This is a genomic window from Paraburkholderia sp. SIMBA_053 (assembly GCF_046534895.1).
Taxonomy (GTDB): domain Bacteria; phylum Pseudomonadota; class Gammaproteobacteria; order Burkholderiales; family Burkholderiaceae; genus Paraburkholderia; species Paraburkholderia caledonica.
In genome coordinates, this window is record NZ_JAWRXU010000555.1 from 1 (window position 1) to 278 (window position 278).

The 278-nt window shown below is 58.6% G+C and carries 1 protein-coding gene; it reads right to left on the reverse strand.

Annotated elements, in window-relative coordinates; translation table 11 throughout:
* On the reverse strand, positions 1–278 hold a 278-nt coding region (locus SB753_RS36830), incomplete at both ends, for a cation:dicarboxylate symporter family transporter (protein ID WP_410805064.1).

Consider the following 278-nt stretch of genomic DNA (forward strand, 5'->3'; position numbering starts at 1 on the left):
AGCGTAGCCGCCAACGCAACGAATCCCGCTCCGGCGACGCCCGCCGATCCTTTTGACGTCAGCAAAAGCACGGCGAGTACGAGCAACTGGTCCCAGATCGACAGATGAATGTTCATGGCCTGCGCGATGAACAACGCCGCCATCGTGAGGTAAATTGCAGTGCCATCTGCATTGAACGTGTAGCCGGTCGGCAGCACCATGCCGACTACCGGACGCGAGCATCCCATCTTCTCCATCTTGATCAGCATTTGCGGCAATACGGCTTCCGTCGACGCCGT